Here is a 16,722-nt window from a genome sequence, read left to right as displayed (position 1 = left end):
GCCGGGCAAAACCCACGATGGGCGGTGAATGCACGGTTTTGCCCGCGATGCGCGGCGGCGCTAAGCCGGTCAGTGGCCGACGTTCTGCTTCAGCCACGCATCGCGCGCGCCCGGCGCCAACGCCAGGAACTGGCTGCGCACCTGGTCGCGTTCCTGCGGCGGGGTGCGCTGGGCGACCAGGCTCAGCTGGGCGAGCTGGTCGCTGCTGAGCTGGCGCAGGATCGCCAGCGCCGGTTCGCGCTGTTCGGCCGGCAGGTAGCCGAACAGGCCCTGCAACTTGGGGAACAGCTGGCCGAGCTGCGGGCCCAGCAGCCAACCGTCGCGGAAGCGTTGGTCCTGTTCGGCGAAGCGTTGGCGCAGGGTCTGCTGCTGCGCCGGCGGCAGCGCGGCGACCGCGCGGGCGGCCTCGCGGATGCGCGCGCGTTCGGGCTCGGGCAACGCCTGCCACGCGGCATAGCGGCTGCGCAGCGCGCGCAACTGCGCCGGGTCCAGCGCGGCGGGCGTGGCCGGGATGGCCGGGGCGGTGACGGGTGCCGGCGTGGCGCTGGTCGGCGCCGGGGGCGGCAAGTCCAGGGCTTGCGGCGCGGCGGATGCGGTCGCCGCCAACGCGAGGCCGAGGACCAGGCACGGGAACGGCTTATTCATCGGTGCTGGTCTCCAGGCCGGCGGTGGCCGGCTCGGGGCGGCTGGGCTGCGGTTGCGATTCGTCGACCGGGACCGGGCCGCCGGCGGCGAACCACGCGTACAGATCGGCATCGCGGGCCAGCCCCAGCTCCGGGTCGGCCAGCATTGCCGCGTCGCTGGCGGCATCGGCCGGGTCGGCGGGCGCGATGACCGGCAGGTCGTCGGCGGGCAGCTCTTCCACCTGGACCGGTCCGGCGTCGGCCACGGCACCGTCCGGCGCGCTGGCCATCGGCTCCCCCACCTGACGCGCATGCTTCCACCAGGCCGCGCCGCCGAGCAGCACGCCGGCGGTGACCACCACGATCAGCAGGCCCTTCCATGGCAGGCGACGCCCGCCTTTGCGGCGCGGGCGGGCCCGCGCAGGCGTGGCGTCGGCCTTGTGCGGGGTGCGCCAGGACGCGGCCTCATTGGCGGCAGCGGGCGCGGCGACCGGCTGCTGCAGGCGCTGCAGCCGCAAGAGCGGCAGGTCGCGCAGGCGCTGCTGGACCTGCTCGGCCAAGGCACGCCAGGCGGCCGCGTCCGGATGCCCCTGGGCATCCCGCGGGCAGGCCTCGGCCAACGCCTGCTGGTAGTCGGCCACGGGCAGGTCCAGGATCTGCGCGGCGGCCGCTTCGTCCAGGCCGCCGCCGATGCGCAGCAGCAGGGCCAGCCGGGCGGGCGGCGCCAGCGCCGGCAGGTGGGCCAGGCCGGGCGACCACTGCCCGCCCTCGGCCGGCATCCGGATCGGGGTGCGGTGGGCCAGCAGGATCCAGAAACGATCCGGCCACTGCGCCATCGGCACGTCGCTGGCGATGCCGGCGAAGGCACGCATCACCGAGACCAGGGCCTGCTCGGCCACGGTCGGGTCGCCGCACTGCAGCTCGGCCACCACCAGGGCGCGGCGCTCAACGCCACGCAGGAACGCCGACAGCGCACCGGCTGCGGTAGAAGAAACGGGGGCCGTCGCAGCCGTCATAGCAACTCCATCAAGTGCCGAAATGATAGCGATTGCGTCATCGATCGGGCGTGCCGATGTAGGCCGCGTGTGAAGGGATCCGGGACAGGGTGACGCAGCAACGGGCGCAGGTTGTGCACAGCATCAATGAAAACCCGGGTATACAGGCACGTGAGGGGCACGACCCGCATGTTTCAGCTTTGTTTCACAGTTAGGTTGTTGTTTTTATTGACTATTGTCGTATGGCTATTTTTTGACCAAGTTGAGCAAGAGGTCGGAACTCCCTGACCCTGAGCGCGGAGATCAGGAGTGGCGCACAGACTTATCCACAGAAGATGTGGATAAGCCTGAATCTCTCGGCAGGACAGATATTTAGCCGCTATTTAGGTTCACCGGCTCAGGTCCGGGGCGTGTGCCCGGTCGCTGCCGGGGCGTGGCCGGGCCGCTACACTGCTGCGATGCCCAGCTCCGATCCGGCCCCTTCGCTGTCGCTTACCGGCGGCCCCGCCCCCCTGCTGAATGCGCCGACGATCCAGGTCGCGCTGCCCCTGCCCTTGCCCCAGTGGTTCGACTACGCGCCGCCGCCGGGCGAGCCGCCGCATGCGGGCATGATCGGCCGCCGGGTGCGGGTGCCGTTTGGCACGCGCGAGCTGGTCGGGGTGGTGGCGGCGATCGGGGGGGTGCCCGACGGCGGCACCCTGCGCGCGGCGCTGGCGTGGATCGACCCCGCGCCGCTGTTGGGCGGCGAACTGTGGGGCTCGCTGCAGTGGCTGGCGCGCTACACCCACGCCCCGCTCGGCGAGGTGGTCAGCACCGCGCTGCCGGCACCGCTGCGCCGTGGCGATGCCGTGCCCGACACCCACCGCTGGGGCTGGCAGCTGACCGCTGCCGGCGAGGAACAGCGCGCCCGCCTGCGCGCCGGCACCCGGCCGCAACGGCTGGCCACGCTGCTGGCCGACGGGGTGATCGACGAGGACGTGCTGGACACGCAGATGGACGGGTGGCGCACCGCCGCCCGCGCGCTGGCCAAGCGCGCGCTGGTGGAGCGGGTCGCACTGGACCACCAGGTGCCGACGGCACGCGCCGGCGCCGGCCCGCTGCCCAATCCCGAACAGGCCGCCGCCATCGCCGCGATCACCGCCGCCCCCGGCTTTGGCGCCTACCTGCTGGACGGGGTGACCGGCAGCGGCAAGACCGAGGTCTACCTGCAGGCGATCGTGGCCTGCCTGGCGCGTGGTCGCCAGGCGCTGGTGCTGGTGCCCGAGATCGGGCTCACCCCGCAGACGCTGTCGCGCTTCCGCACCCGTCTGGGCATCCCGGTGCACGTGCTGCATTCGGGCTTGAACGACAACGAGCGCGCCCGGGTGTGGGCGGCGGCCTCGCGCGGCGAAGCACAGGTCATCGTCGGCACGCGCTCGGCGGTGTTCACCCCGCTGCCCAACGCCGGGCTGATCGTGGTCGACGAAGAGCACGACGGCAGCTACAAGCAGCAGGATGGCATCCGCTACCACGCACGCGATTTCGCGTTGGTGCGGGCCAAGGCGCTGGACGTGCCGGTGGTGCTGGGCAGTGCCACGCCGTCGCTGGAATCGCTGCACAACGCACAGGCCGGGCGCTACACCCACCTGCGCCTGAAGGTACGCGCCGGCGACGCACGGCCGCCGCGGGTGCGGGTGCTGGACGTGCGCAAGCGGCCGTTGCGCGACGGCTTGTCGCCGGAGGTGCTGCAGGGCATTGCCGACCATCTGCAGGCCGGCCACCAGGTACTGGTGTTCAAGAACCGCCGCGGCTACGCGCCGGTGCTGCTGTGCCACGACTGTGGCTGGACCGCGCCCTGCCAGCGCTGCGATGCACCGATGACCGTGCATGCCGGTGGCCGCCGCCTGCAGTGCCATCACTGCGGTGCCCGCCAGGCCGCGCCGCTGGCCTGCCCGGACTGCGGCAGCCTGGCGCTGCAGCCGCAGGGCATCGGCACCGAGCGCCTGGAAGAACACCTGGTCCAGGCCTTCGCCGACTACCCGGTGATCCGCATCGACCGCGGCACCACCCATCGCCGGGATGCGCTGGAAACCCAGCTGGCCACGCTCGGCGAGCGTGCCGGCATCCTGGTCGGCACGCAGATCCTGGCCAAGGGCCACGATCTGCCCAAGCTCACCCTGGTGGTGGTGGTGGGCATCGATGAAGGGCTGTTCTCGGCCGACTTCCGTGCCAGCGAAAAGCTGGCCCAGCAGTTGATCCAGGTGGCCGGGCGCGCCGGGCGCGCCACCGATCCCGGCGAGGTCTGGCTGCAGACCCACCATCCCGGGCATCCGTTGCTGGAGACCCTGGTCAACGGCGGCTACCACGCCTTCGCCGAGGCCGAACTGCAGCAGCGCGAAGCCGCCGGGTTCCCCCCCTTCGCGCACCTGGCGCTGCTGCGTGCCGAGGCGCAGCAGGTGGAGCACGCCAACGCGATGCTCAGCGCGGTGCGCGGCCTGATTCCCGAGGATGCGCCGGTGGAGCGTTATGGCCCGATGCCGGCGCCGATGCCGCGCCGCGCCGGTTACCAGCGCACCCAGCTGCTGCTGTCCGCGCCGTCACGACGCCCGTTGCATGGCCTGCTCGATCTGATCACGCCGCAGATCCACGGCCTGCCGCAGGCACGCAAGGTGCGCTGGTCGCTGGATGTGGATCCAACGGACCTGTACTGAGGCGGTGGGCTCGCTGCAGATCCGCCGCCCGCGCATGCCGCCTCACCGCCGCGCCCGTGGCAGGGTGCCTCAGGTCAGTGCGGTCATCACGGCGCGCTGGTAGGCCGGGCGCTGTTTGAGGCGTTCGTACCAGGCGGCCAGGTGCGGCAGCTGCGGGCGCTGGATCGGCATTTCAAACCACGCGTAGATGAAGGCGCCCAGCGGGATGTCGCCCATGGCGAAGTCGTCGCCGGACAACCACGGCTGCCGCGACAGCGCCTCGTCGGCCATTGCCAGCAGCTCGCCCGAGCGGACCAGCGCGGCGGCGATGCGGGCTTCGTCGCGATCGGCCGGCGCCGTGCGCAGGGTGCCCCAGAACAGGTCGCGGAAGGAGCCGGCAAAGGTCGAGGTGGTCCAGTCCATCCACTTCTCCGACTGCGCACGCGCCACCACGTCTTCCGGGTACAGCGTGCCCAGCGCATAGCGTGCCGACAGATAGCGCACGATGGTGTTGGACTCCCACAAGGGCAGGCCGTGGTCTTCGATCACCGGCACCAGCCCGTTGGGATTCATCGCGCGGTAGTCCGGCGACTGGGTGCCGCCAAACGCACCGCCGACCTGGATCGACTCGTACGGCACGCCGATCTCCTCGGCACACCACAGCACCTTGCGCACGTTGCTCGAATTGTGGCGGCCCCAGATCTTCAGCATGGTGGGTATCTCTGTCGTAATGAGCGTGGCAGCGGGCCACGCGGTGCGGCTACGATACGCCGATCGGCGGCGTGCCCGTCACCTCATGGATGAAATGGAATGTTCGCGCAGATCCTCGAAATCAGCCTGATGTGCGTAGGCCTGGTGCTGCTGGTGGTGGGCTATCGCCGCAACCACCGCAACCTGATGCTGGCCGCCGCGCTGCTCCTGATGGCGTTCGGAACGCTGCAGGACGTTGGTCGCGGCGTCATCGACGGCTACCAGCAGGCCGACGCGCGGACGCTGTAGCCGGATCCACGCCGTACCACTCGCGGTGCCCGTCCGCGGGCCCTGCCGGCCTCACTTGGCCGGCTTGCCGGCGCTCTTCCTGGGCAGCGCGCGCACGTAGGTGGACTTGCCGTCCTTCTTCATCTCGAACAGCCCGGTCGCCGCCAGCAGTTCGCTGAGCTTGCCGTACCCGTAATTGCGCGAATCGAACGAGGCCTGGTTGCCGATCTGGCTGCCGACCGGCCCCAGGTGCGACCAGCCATCCTCGGCTTCGGCCGAGGTCACCGCACGGCGCAGCATCTGCACCAGCCGGGTGTCGCTGCGCAGCTCCGGGCCACTCTTGCGCGGGCGGGTTTCCTCGTTGTCCTGCTCCACTTCCGGGTCGGTGGCGTGGCCCTGGCCCAGCGCTTCGAGGTAGGTGAACTTGGAGCAGGCGTTGACGAACGGCTCCGGGGTTTTCTTTTCGCCAAACCCGTACACCTTGACCCCATCGGTGAGCAGGCGCATCACCAGCGGGGTGAAGTCGGCATCGCTGGAGACAATCGCAAAGCCATCCAGGTTGCGTGCGTAGAGCATGTCCATCGCATCGATCACCATCGCCATGTCCGAGGCATTCTTGCCACGGCTGTAGGCGAACTGCTGGATGGGGCGGATCGCGTACGCGTGCAGCACCGACTCCCAGCCTTTCAGCCGCGGGCTCTTCCAGTTGCCGTAGGCACGGCGCACGTTGGCCACGCCATAGCGGGCCACTTCGGCCAGCACCACGTCGATCTTGGACGAGGGTGCGTTGTCGGCATCGATCAACAGGGCGATGCGCTTTTCCGGTTCGGTCATGTCGGCCTCCACAGCGAATGGACACGGCCACCGGCAAGCGCGATGGCCCCTGAACCCAGTATCTGTCATCGGCGTGAATACCCTGCTTCACGTGCGACGATAGGTCGCGTCGACCATGAACCCATGGGGCCGGACGGCCGGCCCCCGCCAAGGAGTCCTTGCATGACCCGCGATCCCCTGCCCCACCTGGTCATCATCGGTGGTGGTTTCGCCGGCCTTTGGGCCACCCGCGCCCTGGCCAACGCGCCTGTCCGCATCACCCTGGTGGATCGCCGCAACCACCACCTGTTCCAACCGCTGCTGTACCAGGTCGCCACCGCCGGCCTGTCCGCGCCGGATATCGCCGCACCGCTGCGCCACATCCTTGGCGAGCAGCGCAACGTGGAAGTGCGCCTTGGCGAAGTGACGTCGATCGACAAACACGCCCGCCAGATCACCCTGGCCGACGGCAGCCAGCTTGGCTATGACACCTTGATGCTGTGCACCGGCGCCACCCACGCCTACTTCGGCCACGACGAATGGGCCGCCGATGCGCCCGGCCTGAAGACCCTGGACGATGCGATCGCGCTGCGCCGCAAACTGCTGCTGGCCTTCGAGCGCGCCGAAGCCGAACCGGACCCCGCACGCAAGGCGGCATGGCTGAGCTTCGCCGTGGTGGGGGGTGGCCCCACCGGCGTGGAGCTGGCCGGCACCCTGGCCGAGATCGCCCGCCACACCCTGCGCAACGAGTTCCGCCATATCGACCCGGCCAGCGCCAAGGTGCGCCTGGTGGAAGCCGGCCCCCGCGTGCTGTCCACCTTCCCGGAGGTGCTCTCGCTGAAGGCACGCCGCCAGCTGAAAAAGCTGGGCGTGGAAGTGCTCACCGGCACGCCGGTCAGCGACATCAACGGCGACGGCTTCCAGCTGGGCAACCAGTTCGTTCCGGCGCGCACCGTGGTGTGGGCCGCCGGTGTCGCGGCCTCGCCGTTGGCACGCACGCTGGAGGTGCCGCTGGACCGCGCCGGCCGCGTGCCGGTGCAGCCGGACCTGACCCTGGAGGGCTACCCGGACGTCTTCGTCGCCGGTGACCTGGCCGCGCTCAACCAGGCCGACGGCAAGCCGGTGCCGGGGGTGGCCCCGGCCGCCAAGCAGATGGGCAAGCACGTGGCCGCGATCATCCGTGCGCGGCTGGAAAACAAACCGGCGCCGGGCCCGTTCAAGTACCAGGATTTCGGCAACCTGGCCACGATCGGGCGCATGGCGGCCATCGTGCACCTGGGCAAGCTGCAGCTGTCCGGCGTGCTGGCCTGGTGGTTCTGGCTGGCCGCGCACGTGTTCTTTCTGATCGGTTTCCGCAACCGCATCGTGGTGCTGCTCAACTGGGCGGTGGCGTATTGGAGCTACCAGCGCAGCGCGCGGATCATTTTCGGGGATGACCGGGAGGACCGCCGCGCACGAGCGCCGGCCCCACAGGTGGAAGCTGACACGACACCACCCCGCTAGCGCTGCGGTGCCGCTGCATGGGGCGCCGCGCGGGCGTCGTCCCAGCCCTCGGCACTGCGCAGGCCCCAGACTCCTTCCCCATCGGCCACGCGTTTGACGAAGTAGTCGTAGCGCACCTCCGGCCGCGTCTGCAGCACGGCGTCGAGCTCGTTTGGCCCGAATCGATACCCCCACTCAGTGGCGGGGTGCGTCGTCGTCACTTGGCTGTTGCCTTGGGCTTGCTGTACCACAGCGCATTGACGATGACCCAGCGCTCGCCGAACCGGCCCATGTGGAAGTAGTCCACGAACCACGGCGTTTCCAGCCGCACCGAGGCGGCGTTGCCGGTAACGTCGAGCAGCGTGCAGCGGCGGTTCCACTGGACCTTGGGGGTTTTCAACGCGCCCTGCCGGGTGAGTTCAACCAGCTCCTCCTTCGACATCCGGCGCAGGCCGAGGCGCTCATCCGGGGTATCGCCGAGGATCGCGCGCTTGGCCAGGTCCGGGTGCAGCGAGCGCGCCACGCGGGCCGGGTCACCCTCGAGCTGGCCGTCCACGTAGTCCAGGCAGGTGGCTTCAATCGCGGCACGCGTAGCCGGATCGATGACGGGGGCGGCAGGGTTCGTAGCGCCGGCAACGGCGAGCAGCAGGGCAAGCGGGGTCATCGCAGGGTGTCCCTCGGGTAGGTGGAGCAGCTCATTCCTCGCGGAACAGCGCCAGTTCGGTCAGGCCCAGCTGCAGGTAGGTGAAGGCGGCGGCTTCGTCGCTCATCAGCCCGCCCACCGGCCGGCTGTCCAGCCAGGCGGTAATCGTCGCGTTGTGCGGGTTCACCGCGTCGGCCATCGCCTCCTTGCTCGCCTGGCTTTCCGCGTCCTGCATCCCTTCGCGGATGGCGTCGTCGCAGATGCCCCAGTACTCGGCCAGCGGCATGATGCCCCGGAGTTCGACTGGCACGTGGGTCGGATCGAGGCGAATGCGCGCGCGCTCCACGGCATCGGCGGCGAGCCTGGCGCGGAATGCGTCGGCGGTGCCGCTCTCGCCGTGGCGCAGCGCTGGCGAGTACGCCGCCGTCGCTGCGGGTGGCGCGTCGTCCCGGCCCGGCGACCGGCGCAGGGCCGGTGGGCGGGACATGGCCGCGCGCAGCCAGGCAAGCCGTCTGCGATGGAGATCGAACATCCCGGTTCCCTCCGCGTGGTGGCCGATTGTGGCCTACCTTGCAGCCCCCAACCAGTACCGACGCACCCTCAGGACGAGGTGTCTGCCGCCTGCAACCAGGCCAGTTTGTGCGCGCGTGGCTGGCGCTTGAGCTGCCATTCGGCCCGGGAGGCGGCCGCCCGGTCCGGATAGGCGCGCATGGCCAGCAGCTTCAGCGGCGGGTTGGCGCGCGTGTACCGGGCCCCCTTGCCGGCCAGGTGGGCCTGGAAGCGCGCGTCCACGTCGTTGCTGATGCCGGCGTAGTAGCTGCCATTGCGGCATTCCAGCAGGTAGACGTACCAGGGGGCGGGTTCAGCGGGCATACCGGGATTATCCACCGGGGCGCGGCCGCTGGCTGCTAGAATCCGCCCCGGATGCAGGAGAGAGGTGCCACGCTGGCACCCGCCGAAGGCGCAGGCTCCCATAATCGCTCAGGCCGGTGGTTCGATACGCCACCAACCATGCATCCAGTACGCCGATCTGGAGAGAGGTCTTCAATGACCCGCCGAAGGGGCACGTGGCCTTGGCCACTGAACTCTCAGGCAAAAGGACAGCGGGAGCGGCAACGGTTTCCCCACCCCCACGACAGTGCCCTGCGCTGGTGTGCCGGGTGCGTGTTGCCGTCCCCCGCCTGACGCGTCCGGATGCTTTCCCATGCTGCTCTCCCTGATCTACCTCATCGCCATCTCCGCCGAAGCCATGACCGGCGCGCTCTCCGCCGGGCGCCGACGCATGGACCTGTTCGGCGTGGTCATCATCGCCTGCGTCACCGCACTGGGCGGAGGCTCGCTGCGCGACATCGTGCTGGGCCACTACCCGCTGGGCTGGGTGAAGCACCCGGAGTACCTGGGGTTCACCATCTGCGCGGCCTTGATCGCCACCTGGGTGGCGCGCTGGATGCACCACTTCCGCCGCACGTTCCTGGTATTGGATGGACTGGGGCTGATCTGTTTCACCCTGATCGGCTGTGCGGTGGCGCGCGATGCCGGCCACGCCGCGCCGATCGTGCTGATCGCGGGCATGTTGACCGGCGCCTTCGGCGGCGTGCTGCGCGATGTGCTGTGCAATGAGGTGCCGCTGATCTTCCAGAAGGAACTGTATGCGGTGATCACGCTGTTCACCGGTGCGGCGTACCTGGGCCTGCTGGAGCTGGGCGTATCGCTCAACGCGGCCACGCTGTGGTGCCTGGGCGGTGGCTTCCTGCTGCGCCTGCTGGCGATCCACTTCAAGTGGGAAATGCCGAAGTTCGTGTACCGCGACGAGGTGCATTGAACGGCACGTTCAATGCACTCTTCCATGACCAAGGTCATGTGAACGCGGCAGGCCTCTCGCGGTACCATGGCGCCCCCGCCCCTCCCGGGACGGCATCCAGCCACGCTGCGGCATTCGACCAGCGGCCCCGCCAGACAACCCCCATTTCGCCTCACCTGCCCCCACGGGCCGGTACACCATGGACGCGCCGGCTGTTGGGCTTGCGCGCAGGATGCCCATGTCTGCTTCGCCGCCGCGCCGCCGTCTGTTGAAACCGCTGTTGGTCCTGGCCGTGCTGGCCGCCGCCGTGATCGCCTGGCGGGCCCTGTCGCCCGCCCCCGCCGCCGATCCCGCGCCTGCCGCCAACGCCACCCCGGTGCGCGTGGCCACGGTGGTGCGCGACGACCTGGTGGTGCGCCTGAAGGCACTGGGCACGGTCACCCCGTTGCACACGGTGAGCCTGCGCAGTCGCGTGGATGGCGAGCTGCTGCGGCTGTCCTTCCGCGAGGGTGAACACGTCAAGGCCGGCGACCTGATTGCCGAGATCGACCCGCGCCCGTACCAGGTGGCGCTGGCGCGTGCGCTGGGCACCCAGCAGCAGAACCTGGCCGAACTGGACAACGCGCAGACCCAGCTCAACCGTTACAGCGAACTGCAGGCCAAGCACTTCGTCTCCGCGCAGGACCTGAGCGACCAGCAGAGCAAGGTGCGCCAGCTGCAGGGCCGGCGCCAGACCGACCAGGCCGCGGTGGATGAAGCCCGCCTGCAGCTGCAGTACACCCGCATCACCGCGCCGGTGGCCGGGCGCATGGGCCTGCGCAACGTGGACGTGGGCAACCTGGTGCGCAGCAGCGACAGCGAACCGTTGGCCACCATCACCCAGACCACGCCGATCAGCGTGCTGTTCACCGTGCCCGAGCCGGACCTGCCGGCCGTGGTGGCGGCCGTGCGCGCCACGCCCGACCTGACCGTGGAAGCCTGGGACCGCGAGGAGCGCACGGCGCTGGGCGACGGCGTGCTCGCCAGTCTGGACAACCGCATCGATACCGCCACCGGCACGCTGAAGCTGCGCGCGCAGTTCGCCAACGCCGACGAGGCGCTGTTCCCCAACCAGTTCGTCAACATCCGTCTGCAGGTCAGCAGCAGCGATGCCGTGGTGATCCCCAATGCCGCCGTGCAGTTCGGCAGCAAGGGCAGCTATGTGTACGTGATTGCCCCGGACAACACCTCGCACCTGCGCAACGTGGTGCTGGGCCCGGCCGATGGCGAGCGCGTGTCGGTACGCGACGGCCTCAAGGCCGGCGAGCGGGTGGTGGTGGAAGGCATCGACGGCCTGCGCGAAGGCGCCAAGGTGGAGGTGGTCAGCCAGGATCCGCCGCGGACCGGCGCATGAACCTGTCGCGCGTCTTCATCGAGCGCCCGGTGGCCACCACGCTGCTGATGGTGGCACTGCTGCTGTCCGGCGTGATGGCCTACCGGCTGCTGCCGGTGGCGGCGCTGCCGCAGGTGGACTACCCGATCATCCAGGTCACCACGCTGTACCCCGGCGCCAGCCCGGGGGTAACCACCAGCGCGGTGACCGCGCCGCTGGAGCGCCAGCTCGGGCAGATTCCCGGGCTGAAGCAGATGTCCTCCACCAGCTCGGGCGGCGCCTCGGTGATCACCCTGCAGTTCTCGCTGGAGGTCGCGCTCGGCGTGGCCGAGCAGGAAGTACAGGCGGCCATCAACGCCGCAGACAGCTTCCTGCCCGACGACCTGCCGGTGCCGCCGGTGTACCGCAAGGTCAACCCGGCCGATACCCCGATCCTGACCCTGGCGGTGACCTCGCAGGGGCTGTCGCTGCCGCAGGTGCACGACCTGGTGGACACGCGCATGGCCCAGCGCCTGTCGCAGCTGCCGGGCGTGGGCCTGGTCAGCCTGGCCGGCGGGCAGCGCCCGGCAGTACGCATCCAGGTGAACCCGTCGGCGCTGGCCGCCAACGGGCTGAGCATGGCCAGCATCCGCACCGCGATCGGGGCGGCCAACGTCAACATGCCCAAGGGCAGCTTCGACGGCCCCACCCGCGCGATCATGCTCGATGCCAACGATCAGATGCGTTCGGTGGCCGAATACCAGGCGCTGATCCTGGCCTACAAGGACGGCGCGCCGCTGCGGCTGGGCGATGTGGCCACGATTGAAGACGGCGCGGAAAACCGCCAGCTGGCCGCGTGGTCGGGCACCACGCCCGCGGTCCTGATCAACATCCAGCGCCAGCCCGGGGCCAACGTGATCGCCGTGGTGGACCAGGTGCGTGCATTGCTCCCGCAGCTGCAGGCCTCGCTGCCCAAGGGCGTGGACGTGGCGGTGCTGAGCGATCGCACCGAATCGATCCGCGCCTCGATCCGCGGGGTGCAGCACGAGCTGCTGATCGCCATCGCGCTGGTGGTGATGGTCACCTTCGTGTTCCTGCGCAACCTGCCGGCCACCATCATTCCCAGCATCGCGGTGCCGCTGTCGCTGGTGGGCACCTTCGGTGTGATGCTGCTGGCCGGGTTCTCGCTCAACAACCTCACGCTGATGGCGCTGACCATCGCCACCGGTTTCGTGGTGGACGATGCGATCGTGATGCTGGAAAACATCGCCCGCCACATCGAGCGCGGCGCCACGCCGATGCAGGCCGCGCTGAAAGGCGCCCGCCAGATCGGCTTCACATTGATCTCGCTGACCCTGTCGCTGATCGCGGTGCTGATCCCGCTGCTGTTCATGGCCGACGTGGTGGGCAAGCTGTTCCACGAGTTCGCGATCACCCTGGCGGTGGCGATCGGCATCTCGCTGCTGGTCTCGCTGACGCTGACGCCGATGATGTGCGCGCGACTGCTCAAGGCCGGGCATGCCACCCGCCGTGATGCCGACGGCCAGGAATCGGCGCAGCAGGGCGACCTGTTCGACCGCGTGGTGGCGATCTACGACCGCCAGCTGCAGTGGGTGCTGCGGCGCCAGCCGCTGATGCTGGGTGCCACCGTGGCCACGCTGCTGCTCACCGCGGCGCTGTACGTGTGGGTGCCCAAGGGGTTCTTCCCGGTGCAGGACGCCGGCTTGATCCAGGGCATCAGCGAGGCGCCGCAGTCGATCTCGTTCCAGGCCATGGCGCAGCGCCAGCAGGCGTTGGCCGATGCGTTGCTGGGGGATGAGGACGTGGCCAGCCTGTCCTCGTTCATCGGCGTGGACGGCAACAACGCCACGCTCAACAGCGGCCGGTTGCTGATCGAATTGAAACCGCATGCGCAGCGCAGCAGCGACGCGCAGGCGATCATCGCGCGGCTGCAGCAGCGCGTGGCGCGCGTGCCGGGCATCACGCTGTACCTGCAACCCGTGCAGGAACTGGGCATCGAGGACCGCATCAGCCGCACCCAGTACCAGTTCACCCTGACCAGCCCCGACAGCGACCAGCTTGCGCAGTGGACGCCCCGGTTGCTGGCCCACCTGCAGCAGTCCGCGGCCCTGGCCGACGTGGCCAGCGACCTGCAGGACCAGGGCCTGCAGGCGCACGTGCTGATCGACCGGGTCGCCGCCGCACGCCTGGGCATCCAGGTGGACGCGGTGGCCGATGCGCTGTACGACGCGTTCGGCCAGCGCCAGATCTCCACCATCTTCACCCAGGCCAACCAGTACCGCGTGGTGCTGGAAGCGCGCCCGGACGTGGCCTTCGGGCCGGACGCCATCGCGCGCCTGCACGTGGCCGGGCCGGATGGCAAGCAGGTGCCGTTGAATGGCATCGCGCGCATCGAGCAGCGCCCGGCGCACCTGTTGATCAACCACGTGGGCCAGTTCCCGGCGGTGACGTTCTCGTTCAACCTGGCACGCGGTGCGTCGCTGGGCGAGGCGGTGCAGGCCATTGAAGGCGCGCGTGCAGCGATCGGCCTGCCCACCGGGGTGGAGCTGCGCCTGCAAGGCGCGGCCGACGCCTTCCGCGCCTCGCTGTCGAGCACGCTGTGGCTGGTGCTGGCCGCGGTGGTGGTGATGTACCTGGTGCTGGGCGTGCTGTATGAGAGCTTCATCCACCCCATCACCATCCTCTCCACCCTGCCCTCGGCCACGGTCGGCGCCCTGCTGGCGCTGCTGCTGAGCGGGCGCAGCCTGGACCTGATCGCGGTGATCGGCATCGTGCTGCTGATCGGGCTGGTGAAGAAGAACGCGATCATGATGATCGACTTCGCGCTGGAGGCCGAGCGCGAGTTCGGCCTGGCCCCACGCCAGGCGATCCACCAGGCTGCGCTGCTGCGCTTCCGTCCGATCCTGATGACCACGTTGGCCGCGCTGTTCGGCGCGATCCCGCTGATGTTCGCCAGCGGCTCCGGTGCGGAGCTGCGCCAGCCGCTGGGCGTGGTGATGGTGGGCGGGCTGATCGTCAGCCAGGTGCTCACCCTGTTCACCACGCCGGTGATCTACCTGTTCTTCGACCGCTTCCGCCGGCGCCCCGCCGAGGGTGCGGACGATGCGGCCGAGGCCCACGCGTGAGCCCGCTGGCGCGCGCGATCGGCTGGTTCGTGCAGCACCCGGTGGCGACCCTGCTGCTGTCGGTGGCGGTGGTGCTGGCCGGCCTGCTGGGCCTGCGGCTGCTGCCGGTGGCACCGCTGCCGCAGGTGGACTACCCGGCCATCAACGTCAGCGCCAGCCTGCCCGGGGCCAGCCCCGAATCGATGGCGGCCAACGTGGCCACGCCGCTGGAACGCGCGCTGGGCACGATACCGGGGTTGAGCCGGATCGACTCGGCCAGCACCCAGGGCTCGACCCAGATCGAGCTGCAGTTCGAACTGGGCCGCGATGTGGACAGCGCCGCGCGCGACGTACAGGCGGCGATCAACGCCGCCCGCGCGCAGCTGCCCAGCGGTATGCCGGGCATGCCCCAGTACAACAAGGTCAATCCTTCGCAGGCACCGATCCTGGCCCTGGCACTGAGCTCGGACAGCCGCTCGCCCGGGCAGATCTTCGACGTGGCCTCCACGGTGATCGCGCAGAAGCTGGCGCAGATTCCGGGCGTGGGCGAAGTGCAGGTCGGCGGCAGTTCGCTGCCGGCGGTGCGCGTGTCGCTGGACCCCAATGCGCTCAACCAGCAGCGCATTGCACTCGATGACGTCGCCGCGGCGATCCGCACCGCCAATGCGCTCAAGCCGCTGGGCAACGTGGCCAGCCAGGGCCGGCAATGGCAGCTGGAGGCCAGCCTGCAGCTGCGCACGGCCGCCGAGTACCGCGACCTGATCATCGCCATGCGCGAGGGCCGCCCGGTGCACCTGCGCGACGTGGCCCAGGTCGGCGAGGGCGTGGAGGACCGCTATGCCAGCGGGTTCCACAACCAGCGCCCGGCGGTGCTGCTGATCGTCAGCCGCCAGCCCGACGCCAACATCATCGAGACCGTCGACGCCATCCACGCGCAGATGGACACGTTGCAGGCGTTGCTGCCCGCCAGCGTCGACATGCAGGTGGTGATGGACCGCTCGCCGGTCATCCGCGCCACCCTGCACGAGGCCGAACTGACCCTGCTGCTGGCCATCGCCCTGGTGGTGCTGGTGGTGCTGGCCTTCCTCGGCCACTGGCGCGCGGCGCTGGTGCCCACCCTGGCCATTCCGGTGTCGTTGCTGGGCGCACTGGCGGTGATCGCGCTGCTCGGTTTCTCGCTCAACACGCTGTCGCTGATGGCGCTGATCGTGGCCGCGGTGCTGGTGGTCGACGATGCCATCGTGGTGCTGGAGAACATCGCCCGCCATCGCGAAGAAGGCGCCTCGCCGATGGACGCCGCCCTGCGCGGTGCCGGCGAAGTGGGCGCCACGCTGTTGTCGATGAACATCGCACTGGCGGTGGTGTTCGTGTCGATCCTGTTCCTGGACGACTTCGTGGAGAAGCTGTTCCGCGAATTCTCGCTGACCCTCGTGGCGGCGATGGGCGTGTCGCTGCTGGTTTCGCTGAGCCTGACCCCGATGCTGTGCGCGCGCCTGCTCGGGCGTGAGCGCCCGGGCACCGGCAACGTGCTGCAGCGGGGCGGCACGGCGTTGTTCGAGCGACTGCGGGGCGGGTACGTGGCCAGCCTGGAGAAGATGCTGCGCTGGCTGGCCGTTCCGCTGCTGCTGTTCGGCGCGGTGATCGGGCTGAACGTGTGGCTGTTCCAACAGGTGCCCAAGGGAATCGTGCCCAAGCAGGACACCGCGCAGCTGCGTGGTTTCGCGCGCGGCGACGACGGGCTGTCGTTCCAGGTGATGCAACCCAAGATCGATGCCTACCGCACGCTGCTGCTGGCCGACCCGGCCATCAGCGACATCATCGGGTACATCGGCGGGCGTAGCGGGGTCAACAACGCCTTCATCATGATCAAGATGAAGCCACTGGCCGAGCGCAAGGTCTCCAGCCAGCAGGTAATCGACCGCCTGCGCGCCAACATGCCGAAGATTCCCGGCGGCGGCATGTTCCTGTGGGTGGACCAGGACATCAAGCTGGAGGGCAGCGGCGATAGTGGCCAGTACGAGTTCCAGCTGCTGTCCGGCGAGCTGGAGCCCCTACGGCAATGGGCGCCCAAGGTCGCCGACGCGCTGCRTGCSCTGCCCGAACTGGTGGACGTGGAATCCAAGGGCGACGAGGGCATGCGCCAGGTGGTGCTGGACATCGACCGCGACGCCGCCGCCCGGCTCGGTGTGGACATGCGCATGATCGCCTCGGTGCTCAACAACGCCTTCAGCCAGCGCCAGGT

At 69.7% G+C, this 16,722-nt stretch carries 15 protein-coding genes and 2 riboswitches; of the genes, 7 read left to right on the top strand and 8 right to left on the bottom strand.

Annotation, left to right across the window (positions count from 1 at the left end; translation table 11 throughout):
* Positions 1-69: 69 nt before the first annotated feature.
* Both AC1DGC_RS17540 and AC1DGC_RS17535 read right to left on the bottom strand, forming a co-directional pair.
* Complete coding sequence (locus tag AC1DGC_RS17540) at positions 70-645, bottom strand: DUF3106 domain-containing protein (RefSeq protein WP_394164805.1); 576 nt, start codon at positions 643-645, stop codon at positions 70-72.
* A complete protein-coding gene (locus AC1DGC_RS17535) occupies positions 638-1,639 on the bottom strand; it encodes a hypothetical protein (RefSeq protein ID WP_394164804.1) in 1,002 nt (333 codons plus the stop codon). Before AC1DGC_RS17535 ends, AC1DGC_RS17540 begins: the two co-directional genes overlap by 8 nt.
* A gap of 494 nt (positions 1,640-2,133) precedes the next feature.
* Between AC1DGC_RS17535 and AC1DGC_RS17530 the strand changes: the two genes are divergently transcribed.
* Complete coding sequence (locus AC1DGC_RS17530; RefSeq protein WP_478048530.1) at positions 2,134-4,308, top strand: primosomal protein N'; 2,175 nt, start codon at positions 2,134-2,136, stop codon at positions 4,306-4,308.
* Between the two features lie 69 nt (positions 4,309-4,377).
* Here the strand turns inward: AC1DGC_RS17530 and AC1DGC_RS17525 are convergent, their stop codons facing one another.
* Positions 4,378-4,998 carry a glutathione S-transferase family protein gene (locus AC1DGC_RS17525; protein WP_478048462.1) on the bottom strand — a complete coding sequence of 207 codons (621 nt, stop codon included), beginning with the start codon at positions 4,996-4,998 and terminating at the stop codon, positions 4,378-4,380.
* A 99-nt stretch (positions 4,999-5,097) separates the two neighbouring features.
* Between AC1DGC_RS17525 and AC1DGC_RS17520 the strand changes: the two genes are divergently transcribed.
* Positions 5,098-5,286, top strand: coding sequence for a hypothetical protein (locus AC1DGC_RS17520; RefSeq protein WP_478048461.1), 189 nt, complete (start codon positions 5,098-5,100; stop codon positions 5,284-5,286).
* Between the two features lie 51 nt (positions 5,287-5,337).
* Here AC1DGC_RS17520 and AC1DGC_RS17515 read toward each other — a convergent pair whose 3' ends face one another.
* Entirely contained in the window at positions 5,338-6,099 is a 762-nt protein-coding gene (locus AC1DGC_RS17515; RefSeq protein WP_259210292.1) for an NYN domain-containing protein, read from the bottom strand.
* Positions 6,100-6,261: 162 nt separating this feature from the next.
* Between AC1DGC_RS17515 and AC1DGC_RS17510 the strand changes: the two genes are divergently transcribed.
* On the top strand, positions 6,262-7,581 hold the full coding sequence (locus tag AC1DGC_RS17510; RefSeq protein WP_478048460.1) for an NAD(P)/FAD-dependent oxidoreductase: 1,320 nt from the start codon (positions 6,262-6,264) through the stop codon (positions 7,579-7,581).
* Here AC1DGC_RS17510 and AC1DGC_RS17505 read toward each other — a convergent pair.
* From AC1DGC_RS17505 to AC1DGC_RS17490, 4 genes are all read right to left on the bottom strand, one after another.
* Entirely contained in the window at positions 7,578-7,718 is a 141-nt protein-coding gene (locus AC1DGC_RS17505; protein WP_478048459.1) for a hypothetical protein, read from the bottom strand. The genes AC1DGC_RS17510 and AC1DGC_RS17505 overlap by 4 nt on opposite strands.
* A gap of 59 nt (positions 7,719-7,777) precedes the next feature.
* A complete protein-coding gene (locus AC1DGC_RS17500; protein WP_478048458.1) occupies positions 7,778-8,224 on the bottom strand; it encodes a nuclear transport factor 2 family protein in 447 nt (148 codons plus the stop codon).
* 31 nt (positions 8,225-8,255) lie between these two features.
* Positions 8,256-8,735, bottom strand: coding sequence for a hypothetical protein (locus AC1DGC_RS17495; RefSeq protein ID WP_478048457.1), 480 nt, complete (start codon positions 8,733-8,735; stop codon positions 8,256-8,258).
* A gap of 68 nt (positions 8,736-8,803) precedes the next feature.
* The gene (locus AC1DGC_RS17490) at positions 8,804-9,076 is read right to left on the bottom strand and encodes a GIY-YIG nuclease family protein (protein WP_478048456.1); all 273 of its coding nucleotides are present in this window, start codon (positions 9,074-9,076) and stop codon (positions 8,804-8,806) included.
* Positions 9,077-9,120: 44 nt separating this feature from the next.
* Positions 9,121-9,215, top strand: a riboswitch (glycine riboswitch).
* Between the two features lie 8 nt (positions 9,216-9,223).
* Positions 9,224-9,315: riboswitch (glycine riboswitch) on the top strand.
* Positions 9,316-9,407: 92 nt separating this feature from the next.
* Here AC1DGC_RS17490 and AC1DGC_RS17485 point away from each other — a divergent pair.
* The 4 genes from AC1DGC_RS17485 to AC1DGC_RS17470 form a co-directional block, all read left to right on the top strand.
* Positions 9,408-10,025, top strand: coding sequence for a trimeric intracellular cation channel family protein (locus tag AC1DGC_RS17485; protein WP_394164797.1), 618 nt, complete (start codon positions 9,408-9,410; stop codon positions 10,023-10,025).
* A gap of 217 nt (positions 10,026-10,242) precedes the next feature.
* Positions 10,243-11,397: an MdtA/MuxA family multidrug efflux RND transporter periplasmic adaptor subunit gene (locus AC1DGC_RS17480; RefSeq protein ID WP_478048455.1), complete on the top strand. Its 1,155-nt coding sequence runs from the start codon at positions 10,243-10,245 to the stop codon at positions 11,395-11,397.
* Entirely contained in the window at positions 11,394-14,501 is a 3,108-nt protein-coding gene (locus AC1DGC_RS17475) for an MdtB/MuxB family multidrug efflux RND transporter permease subunit (protein ID WP_478048454.1), read from the top strand. Before AC1DGC_RS17480 ends, AC1DGC_RS17475 begins: the two co-directional genes overlap by 4 nt.
* Positions 14,498-16,722: efflux RND transporter permease subunit (locus AC1DGC_RS17470; RefSeq protein ID WP_478048453.1), on the top strand; the 2,225-nt coding region annotated here is incomplete at its 3' end. The genes AC1DGC_RS17475 and AC1DGC_RS17470, both read left to right, overlap by 4 nt.

The sequence above is a fragment of the Stenotrophomonas sp. 05N37 genome (assembly GCF_056397365.1).
The sequence above is the reverse complement of the archived record's forward strand: the minus strand, read 5'-3'. Positions and strand labels throughout refer to the sequence as shown.